Here is an 8,177-nt window from a genome sequence, read left to right as displayed (position 1 = left end):
CTGACGGTAGCGTTCGAGAAACCCGCCAAGCGACTGGCGGTCGTTCTTCACCCGGCCGGAGCGCAGCGTCTTGCCACCGCTGTCCTGGACCACCAGGTGGCTGTAGGATTTGTGATAGTCGACGCCGATATGATAATCATAAGAGGCAGTCATGCTTCCAACTCCCTTGTTGAGATCCGCAAAACCCCAACAGGATAAGCCGAAAGGCCGGAAGTGTGACTGTCCCTCAATCATTCGCAGTGATCCGTTCTCTCCGGAGGCGACCTCTTTCATGTCACCTCCCTTACAAATTAGCTTCCAGGGTGCGCGCTCGCATCGCGCCTACGTCGCGACCGGTCGGCGTCGAGCTCAAATACAGTCGACGAACGGCGGCGAACGCAAGAGGCCGCGTACGAAATCGCCCATATCGTCTTTGTATGACAGTATTTATTAAGGGAGCAGGTGAGGCTCGCCCGAGCTATAGTCTCGGGCGGAGACCAAAAGGACTCAGGCCGCCAATATGGTGATCCCATGGGCGTTGGCTGCGGCATTCATGCGGTCCCGCGTTTCCGCTGACGGCGCCGCCTTCGGCGGTTCCTGCGAGCCAGCTGCCTCCAGAAATTCCACCATGTCGCTGTCGACGATAGCCGAGAAGATGGCGGCCTGATGGCCGGGATTGGAGTAGGCGTGCGGCTGGTTCGCCTCGATGCGGACGATGTCGCCGGCCGTCGCCTCGAACTCGTCGATGCCGTTCTCCGTCGCGCGGCGGATCGTCAGCCGACCCTCGATGATCCTGAAGACCTCGGGACTGGCGTGGCGGTGCAGCGGCGTCCGGCTGCCCGCCGGCACGGTAATGTCGAAGATGTTGAGCCAGGCTCCTTGCAGACGAGCCCGTCGCTCGATCCGATCGCCCAGCACGAAGAACACCTTCGCGCTCGCCTGGGCAGGCGCTTTTACAAATGAGTTGGACATCATGTCTCGCTTTTCTTTTTCTTGGCGGCGAGCCCGTTAGACCTTTCCAAGGTCAATGGCAACTGGCTTCAAGTCCGTCGTGGTTGGCGTTTTCAGCGTCGGCCGGCATATGGGCAATGATCCTGTCGGCATCAAGATGGTGCGGCGTATCGCCCCTTTGCGGCTCTCTTCGTCCGAGAGCGGCCACATGTCCAGCATAGCTGGCGGAGTATCAGCGACGAGCCGGGCCAGATGTTCGGGACCGTCACACCTGGAGGCTGCGAGCAGCTGTTCATCGACATCGAAGCACTCAATGCCGATACGCCCGAGAAAATTGCAGTGATCGAGGCGCGCCTGGGGATCATCAACGATGTGACGCTGGCCCTCAATTTGGCGAGCGTGAAGCAAGGATAGGTTACCGGCACGGCATTGGCGCGCCTACCGTTTAAGGCTGCAGCACTCTCCTGGCCCTCGCTCTGCGCCGCCAGAATGCGTTTGGCGACTTCCCCCAAAGCCTTTGCATTGTCCTTGGCGATGGACGCCGCGATGGCCTGCAGCGCTGCAATATGAATCGCAACCACAGTAACGCTACAAACTGCAGCACTCGTTTTGATTGAAGTCGGTTGCGGTCGAGCCGTCAGAACTGCGTGATGACACTGATCCCGACTCCTTCGGCCTGATCCAGCGTCATCAAGCCCGGGATCGCCTCTTGAAGCGTGATGCGCCGGCCGATTAGCTTCTGTGGCGCGATCTTGCCTGACGTCAGCATCGACAGCATCGCATCGTAGCGCCAGGCCTGCATGCCGTGGCTGCCGTAGATCTCCAGCTCGTGGCCGATCACCTGCGCCATCGGGATCTGCGGTGCCGCATATTCGCCGACCATGAGGCCGACCTGCACATGCCGCCCGCGCCGGCGCAGGTTCTTGATCGAGTTGAAGCAGGTGACGGGGTGGCCGAGCGCGTCGATCGAGACATGCGCGCCACCCTTGGTGATCTCGCGAACCGCTTCCGCCACATCGGCGACGCTCTTCGCATTGATCGTCGCCACCGCGCCGCAGTCGCGCGCGAAGGCGAGCTTCTCGTCGGAGAGATCGATACCGATGGCGTTGGCGCCAAGCGCCGTTGCGATCATGATCGCCGATAGGCCGACGCCCCCGCAGCCGTGAATGGCGATCCATTCGCCGGGACCGGTGCGCGCCTGGTCGGCAACGGCGCGAAACGACGTCGCAAAGCGGCAGCCGAGGCTTGCCGCCGTCGCATCATCGATGCTGTCGGGAAGGTGCACGAGGTTGGTGTCGGCATAATCGATCGCCACGTATTCCGCAAACGAACCCCAATGCGTGAAGCCGGGCTGGAACTGGTTCGGGCAGACCTGCTGGTTGCCGGAATGGCATTCGCCGCAATGGCCGCAGCCGGACACGAAGGGTACGGTCACGCGATCGCCGACCTTGAAGCGCGCGACGCCCTTGCCGGTTGCGACGACCTTGCCGGCCAGTTCATGGCCCGGCACATGCGGCAGCTTGATATCAGGATCATGGCCCATCCAGCCGTGCCAGTCGCTGCGGCAGAGCCCGGTCGCGCCGACGGCAATGACCACGCCATCCTCGCTGGGCGTGGGGTCGGGCAGGGCGCGAATTTCGGGAGCCTTCTCAAAGGCGTCGTAGAACATGGCTTTCATCGATTTTACTCCCTATCAGCCGCAGCGATTCCAACGGATGATGCCACGCCGTGGGTGTCGCATCCAATCGCGCCATCCATGATTTTCCGTGATATACCCATCGATGGCGCGCAAGGGATCGCGCACGAATATTACGCCCTGGAAAGCCTCGTCGCCATTTTCTTGCGTAGGGTTCCAGGCCGCGGATTTCCGCTTGACCGGCTCTTCGCGCGGGGATTTTGCTCTTCGGACTTTTCAAGGAGAATGCCCATGGCCGTCGACACATCGCCCCGTTCAACCACCTGGACCTACGTCGAGGGAGAGTGGCTCACTGGCAATCCGCCGCTGATCGGGCCGACCTCGCATGCCATGTGGCTGGCCTCGACGGTCTTCGATGGGGCGCGTTGGTTCGACGGCATCGCGCCGGATCTCGACCGGCATTGCCAGCGCGTCAATCGCTCGGCGATCAACATGGGCCTGAAGCCCGTCAAGACCGCTGAGGAGATCGAGGCGCTTGCCTGGGAAGGCATCAAGAGGTTCGACGGCAAGACGCCTGTTTACATCAAGCCGATGTATTGGGGCGAGCATGGTTCAGCCGGCAGCGTCGTCACCGTCGACGGTGAATCCACCCGCTTCGCCCTTTGCCTGTTCGAAGCCCCGCTCGGCAACAATGCGCCGAATTCGCTGACCGTCTCGCCCTATCGCCGCCCGTCGCCGGAAACGGCGATGACGGATGCCAAGGCCGGCTCGCTCTATCCGAACAGCGGCCGCGCCATTGCCGAGGCCAAAAGCCGTGGTTTCGACAATGCGCTGATGCGCGACATGAACGGCAACGTTGCGGAAACGGCGTCCTCCAACATCTTCATGGTCAAGGACGGCATCGTCTCGACGCCGATCGCCAACCGCACCTTCCTTGCCGGCATCACCCGCGCCCGCGTCATCGGCCTGCTGCGCAAGGCGGGTTTCGAAGTTCGGGAAGTGACGCTCTCGGTCGAGGATTTCATGAACGCCGACGAGATCTTCACGACGGGCAATTACTCCAAGGTCGTTGGCGTCAATCGCCTCGATGGCCGCGACTTCCAGCAAGGGCCGGTCACGCGCAAGGCGCTCGAACTTTATATGGATTGGGCCTTCGGCCGCAGCGAAAGCGACAGCTAAGTCTGTTGCCTCGGATCTGAATAGAATGGCCGCGCTTGCCGCGGCCATTCGCTCGGCTGTAGGGAGGAGAGCCGACATCTCTTTGTTCGAACGACCGAGAAGCCCGCGTCATGATCGTGCGCCCCCGTCCCAGCCTGCTCAAACTGTTCTTCATTATCCGCGGCTCGATCATCAAGCAGGTTTTTCCGCAGATCCTGCTGACCGGCTTCCTGTCCTCGCTCGTGGTTCTCGTCCACAGCGTCTGGCCGGGTGTCCTGCCGGTTTTCAGCGGTGCGCCTTTCGCGCTTCTCGGCATCGCGATCTCCATCTTCCTCGGCTTCCGCAACAACGCCTGCTATGACCGCTGGTGGGAGGCGCGCAAGCAGTGGGGACAGATGATCTTTTCGGCGCGTCACTTCGCGCGGCAGACGCTGATCCTCGAAACGGCGCATGGCGAGGCCGGGGCCGAAGCGCGCAGACGCCTGGTCACGCTCGTCATCGCCTTCATCCAGTCGCTGGTGCCGCATCTGCGTGCTGGCAGTGGCCGCGAAAAGGTCGAACGCCTGCTGTCGCCTGAGCTGAAAGCCCGCTATCACGCGAGCCGCACGCCGCCGGAGGCGATTTCGCTGGAAATTTCCCGGGAGCTTGCCGATCTGCGTGCCAAGGACATGCTGTCAGACATCTCCTATCAGATACTCGACAAGACACTCGGAGAGCTGACGCTGGCGCAGGCCTCCTGTGAGCGTATCCGCTGGACACCGGTGCCGTTCGGCTACACGCTGCTGCTGCACCGCACGGCGCACCTCTTCTGCCTGCTGTTGCCGTTCGGCTTCGACGACGTCCTCGGCTGGTTCATGCCGTTTGCGACGGCGCTGGTCGCCTACACCTTCTTCGGCCTCGATGCGCTCGGCGACGAGCTGGAAGCGCCCTTCGGCAACCAGCCGAATGCGCTGCCGATCGGCGCCCTTGCCGACACGATCGAGATCAATCTGCGCGAAGCGCTGGGAGAGACCGACCTGCCGCCTCTCCCGGTGCCGGTGGACTACCTTTTGATGTAAGCTCTCCGGCCTCCGTAGCGCTGAAAGAAGTCAGGGCAGGACAGGCGTGCCGGTCCGGTTGGCGGCGGCCAGATAGACCTCTGGGGCGAAAAAGACGCCGTCCTGTTCGAAGGCCAGCAGTTGCTCGGCTCGTAGCGCTTCTCTCACCCTTGGCCGTTCGCCAACCCGCTTCATGAAAGCGGAAAGCGCCGGCCATTGTCTGAGGTCGATAGCGATCCATGGTGACCAGTTCAGGCAGACGAAGAGATAGGCATCGGCTACGGTGAAATTCTCGCCGGTCAGGTAGGCCCCCCTCATGCGTTTATTCAGCCATTCCAACCGTTTGAGGATGAGGGCGTGGATGGACTCGTGCGCGCCTCCATAAGCCGCATCGAAAAACATAACCATCGGCTTGTGCAACTCGGAGCTTATGAAGTTCAGGTAGGATTGCACCTGGCTGCGCTCGAAGGTACCCGCTGCTGGCAGCATCGATGTCCCCTCAGGCGCGGTCTCGGCAAGAAACTGGGCGATGACAGGCCCCTCGGTCAACACCTTGCCATCGTCGAGTATCAGGGCCGGCACATAGCCGTTGCCGTTGATGGAAAGGTAGTCGTTGCCATTCTCTGCCCGGTGGTTCGCGGGGTCGACGGCGATCAGTTCCACATCGATTTCAAGTTCGCGGCAAACGATATGCGGCGAGAGCGAACAAGCGGCAGCGCGCATGTAAAGTTTCATCGGATTTCCTCCTCCGCAGACCGGCATTGACGTGCCGGTATCAATTCATTGGACATTTGTACTGTTTCGCATAAAAATAAATCAGTCAAGAATTTAATGCGAAGAGGTACAAAAATATGAAGGATGAGAAAAAACGGGGCCGACCGCGCGCTTTTGATACGAGTGCGGCGATCGGCAAGGCGCGTGAGGTTTTCTGGGATCGGGGATTTTCCGCGGCGTCGCTGGACAATCTGAGCGCTGCCACGAGCCTCAACCGGCCGAGCCTTTACAATGCCTTCGGCGACAAGGAGGATCTCTATCTGGATGCGCTGGAGGGCTACCGGATGGACAGCATGGTTGTCCTCGAGGAGGCGCTGGATGCGTCCTTGCCGGTGCGCGAGAATCTGGCGCGGATCTACGATCGCGCGCTTGCGACCTACCTTCACGGCGATACGGCGGCGCGCGGCTGCTTCTTGATCAGCACCGCGGCCGTCGAGGCCATCCAGCACGAGCGCGTGCGCGACGTGCTGGGCCGCAGCCTCGCCGATTTCGACCGCGCTATAGAGGAACGCCTCGTTCTTGCGGTTGAACGCGGAGAGCTGCCGGACAAGACCGATCCGAAGGCATTGGCCCGGTTGGCCTCGGCGATCATGCACTCGCTGGCCGTGCGGGCGCGCGCCGGGGAAACCCGGGAGGCGCTGGAAGCACTGGCGCGCTCCGGCGTAGAGCTTATCTGCGGCGCGCCGTAACGGCATTGTGCGGCCGCACGAGCCAGGCGTAGGCGGCGCCGGCGATCAGCAGCACGCAGGTTCCGAGGAAAACCGCCCGCATGCCGATATGGCCGCCGACGAAACCGCCGAGCACGGGACCGGCGACCTGACCGACATATTGCGAGGAGACCGACAGTCCGAGGATGCTGCCGGCCGCACTGTCCGGGACATTATGGCGGATGACCGCGGAGATGCAGGGCAGAAGCCCGCCGAGCGCGATCCCCATCAGGAAGCGCAGGATGATCAGCTGCCAGGAACTGGTCACGAATGCCTGCGGGATCAGCAGCAGGCCGGCGACGGCAAGGGCGCCCGCAATGACCGGCCAGTGGCCGATCCGGTCGGCAAGCTTGCCGAGGCGCGAGGCCGACAGGATGCTGCCGAGCGCTGCCGCGGACATGACGATGCCTGCTATCATCGTCACCCTGCCGGGATCTTCCGCCAGCTGCGCGACGTAGACGGTGATGATCGGCTCGATCGACATGTTGGCGAGCATCAGCAGCATGCCGGTGGCGAGCATCGCAATGACGGGACCCTTGTCGCGGATCGAGGCCCAGCCGCCGCTTGCCTTCGCGGTCTGCTTGCGGGCAGGGGACTTCTCTTCCTTGATTAGGAAGGTGGTTGCAAGGAACGCCAGGAAAATCATCCCACCGGCGGCGAGGAAGGTGTTGCGGATGCCGATCAACGGCGGCAGCGCGCCGCCGATCAGCGGCCCGACGAGGTTGCCGGCCATGATGCCGGAGGCGAGCACGCCGAGCGCCCATGCGGATCGATCCTTCGGCGTCTGCGTCGCGACCAGCACCATCGAGCCGGAGGAGTAGCCGCCCGCAAGGCCGACGAACAGGCGCAACGCCATCAGCTGCCAGACGTTGTCAGCCATGCCCATCAGCGAGATCGCGACCGTCATCCCGGCGCTGGCGCGCACCAGCATCAACTTGCGCCCGTAGATATCGCCAAGCCGGCCCCAGAGCGGCGCCACGAAGGCGGCGGCCAGAAAGGTCGCGCCATAGGCGATGCCCGACCACTGCACGATCGCCGCGTGGTTACTGACCCCAAGCTCCTCGACATAGAGGGGCAGGAAGGGCAGCAGCAGCGTCATCGCGACAATCGTCGTGAAGGAGCCGAGCAGCGAAATGACCAGATTACGCTTCCAGTAGATCGAGCCGCTCTCGACAACGGCTGCGTCCCATTTGGTATCGGTCATTTCGTGGCCTTTGCATTGATCGTATAGGTCAGTTCAGCCGCGCCGGAGGCAAGGATATGTCCCTTTGCGGCGGCAAGAAAATCGGCGCGGGTGAAGGCGTCGGGTAGCGTGAGCCTGTCGATATCGAGCGCATAGACCGTTACGCGGTAGCGATGGATGCGGAGATCGTTCCACGGTGGGCACGCGCCCATATAGCCGCCGTAGGGACCATCCTTCAAGAACCCAGCGAAACCATTCTGGCCGCGGCGGCCATGCTCGGTCATCTCCAGTGGCAATCCGCCCGGCGGCAAGCCGTCGCCATCGGCTCCTTCGGCGAGCTTTGTGACCGTGGCCGGGATGTCCGCAAGGATCCAGTGCGTGAATTCCATCCGGGGCAGGTCGTACGCGATCACCGTTCCGTCCTTGTTGAGCAGCGAGAGGTCTTGCGGCACATCCGGATCGGTCATGGTAAGCGCATAGGACCGCGTGCCCGCCGGTCGCTTCGACCAGGAGAAGGCCGGGCTCTTGTTCTTGCCAGCCGCCGCCTTGCCGCCGGCCGCGATGCAGGAAGCGTTCTCCTCCGGCAATGTGCCGCCCTTGCCGCTCTCGAAGGTGACCTTCAAGTCCGCGGCGAGGGTCGGCACAGCGCCGAGAGCAAGAATGAGGGTCGCTGCCGTTATCGTTTTACGCATGAGCGTGTCTCCTTTTCGATGAGACAGCTCTAACAATCGCGGTGATCGCCTGATGCGCAG

At 62.4% G+C, this 8,177-nt stretch carries 8 protein-coding genes and 2 pseudogenes; 4 read left to right on the top strand and 6 right to left on the bottom strand.

The annotated features are described in order from the left end of the window. Positions 1-234: pseudogene (locus tag RHIBUN_RS37415) on the bottom strand (IS110 family transposase); the annotation flags it as partial. A gap of 252 nt (positions 235-486) precedes the next feature. Then, positions 487-954, bottom strand: a complete 468-nt coding sequence (locus RHIBUN_RS0121155) for a cupin domain-containing protein (RefSeq protein WP_025661079.1) — start codon at positions 952-954, stop codon at positions 487-489. 180 nt (positions 955-1,134) lie between these two features. Between RHIBUN_RS0121155 and RHIBUN_RS33705 the strand changes: the two are divergent. After that, a pseudogene (locus tag RHIBUN_RS33705) lies at positions 1,135-1,344 on the top strand (cupin domain-containing protein); the annotation flags it as partial. A gap of 223 nt (positions 1,345-1,567) precedes the next feature. Here the strand turns inward: RHIBUN_RS33705 and RHIBUN_RS0121140 are convergent. Beyond that, positions 1,568-2,608 (bottom strand): zinc-dependent alcohol dehydrogenase family protein, encoded by a 1,041-nt coding sequence (locus RHIBUN_RS0121140; RefSeq protein WP_025661078.1) that lies wholly within the window; start codon positions 2,606-2,608, stop codon positions 1,568-1,570. Positions 2,609-2,857: 249 nt separating this feature from the next. Here RHIBUN_RS0121140 and RHIBUN_RS0121135 point away from each other — a divergent pair, with 249 nt between their 5' ends. Together RHIBUN_RS0121135 and RHIBUN_RS0121130 are read left to right on the top strand one after the other, a co-directional pair. Beyond that, positions 2,858-3,745, top strand: a complete 888-nt coding sequence (locus RHIBUN_RS0121135; protein ID WP_025661077.1) for a branched-chain amino acid aminotransferase — start codon at positions 2,858-2,860, stop codon at positions 3,743-3,745. A gap of 110 nt (positions 3,746-3,855) precedes the next feature. Further along, entirely contained in the window at positions 3,856-4,782 is a 927-nt protein-coding gene (locus tag RHIBUN_RS0121130; protein ID WP_025661076.1) for a bestrophin family protein, read from the top strand. A 30-nt stretch (positions 4,783-4,812) separates the two neighbouring features. On the opposite strand, the gene RHIBUN_RS0121125 is transcribed toward RHIBUN_RS0121130, so the two are convergent. Further along, a complete protein-coding gene (locus tag RHIBUN_RS0121125; protein ID WP_025661075.1) occupies positions 4,813-5,496 on the bottom strand; it encodes a glutathione S-transferase N-terminal domain-containing protein in 684 nt (227 codons plus the stop codon). 116 nt (positions 5,497-5,612) lie between these two features. On the opposite strand from RHIBUN_RS0121125, the gene RHIBUN_RS0121120 reads away from it, so the two are divergent. Next, positions 5,613-6,224, top strand: coding sequence for a TetR/AcrR family transcriptional regulator (locus tag RHIBUN_RS0121120; RefSeq protein WP_025661074.1), 612 nt, complete (start codon positions 5,613-5,615; stop codon positions 6,222-6,224). Here the strand turns inward: RHIBUN_RS0121120 and RHIBUN_RS0121115 are convergent. Together RHIBUN_RS0121115 and RHIBUN_RS0121110 are read right to left on the bottom strand one after the other, a co-directional pair. Continuing rightward, entirely contained in the window at positions 6,205-7,446 is a 1,242-nt protein-coding gene (locus RHIBUN_RS0121115) for a multidrug efflux MFS transporter (RefSeq protein WP_025661073.1), read from the bottom strand. The two genes, RHIBUN_RS0121120 and RHIBUN_RS0121115, sit on opposite strands and share 20 nt — an antisense overlap. Then, positions 7,443-8,117 carry a YbhB/YbcL family Raf kinase inhibitor-like protein gene (locus tag RHIBUN_RS0121110; protein ID WP_025661072.1) on the bottom strand — a complete coding sequence of 225 codons (675 nt, stop codon included), beginning with the start codon at positions 8,115-8,117 and terminating at the stop codon, positions 7,443-7,445. Before RHIBUN_RS0121110 ends, RHIBUN_RS0121115 begins: the two co-directional genes overlap by 4 nt. Between the last annotated feature and the right edge of the window lie 60 nt (positions 8,118-8,177).

The sequence above is a fragment of the Rhizobium sp. IBUN genome (assembly GCF_000510625.1).
In the GTDB taxonomy this organism is placed as follows: domain Bacteria; phylum Pseudomonadota; class Alphaproteobacteria; order Rhizobiales; family Rhizobiaceae; genus Rhizobium; species Rhizobium altiplani.
The sequence above is the reverse complement of the archived record's forward strand: the minus strand, read 5'-3'. Positions and strand labels throughout refer to the sequence as shown.

What these genes read in the sequence shown, in the direction of transcription:
- RHIBUN_RS0121115 (WP_025661073.1), bottom strand. Translation starts at nt 7,446, where the DNA reads ATGACCGATACCAAATGGGACGCAGCCGTTGTCGAGAGCGGCTCGATC.
- RHIBUN_RS0121135 (WP_025661077.1), top strand. Translation starts at nt 2,858, where the DNA reads ATGGCCGTCGACACATCGCCCCGTTCAACCACCTGGACCTACGTCGAG.
- RHIBUN_RS0121110 (WP_025661072.1), bottom strand. Translation starts at nt 8,117, where the DNA reads ATGCGTAAAACGATAACGGCAGCGACCCTCATTCTTGCTCTCGGCGCT.
- RHIBUN_RS0121120 (WP_025661074.1), top strand. Translation starts at nt 5,613, where the DNA reads ATGAAGGATGAGAAAAAACGGGGCCGACCGCGCGCTTTTGATACGAGT.
- RHIBUN_RS0121125 (WP_025661075.1), bottom strand. Translation starts at nt 5,496, where the DNA reads ATGAAACTTTACATGCGCGCTGCCGCTTGTTCGCTCTCGCCGCATATC.
- RHIBUN_RS0121130 (WP_025661076.1), top strand. Translation starts at nt 3,856, where the DNA reads ATGATCGTGCGCCCCCGTCCCAGCCTGCTCAAACTGTTCTTCATTATC.
- RHIBUN_RS0121155 (WP_025661079.1), bottom strand. Translation starts at nt 954, where the DNA reads ATGATGTCCAACTCATTTGTAAAAGCGCCTGCCCAGGCGAGCGCGAAG.
- RHIBUN_RS0121140 (WP_025661078.1), bottom strand. Translation starts at nt 2,608, where the DNA reads ATGAAAGCCATGTTCTACGACGCCTTTGAGAAGGCTCCCGAAATTCGC.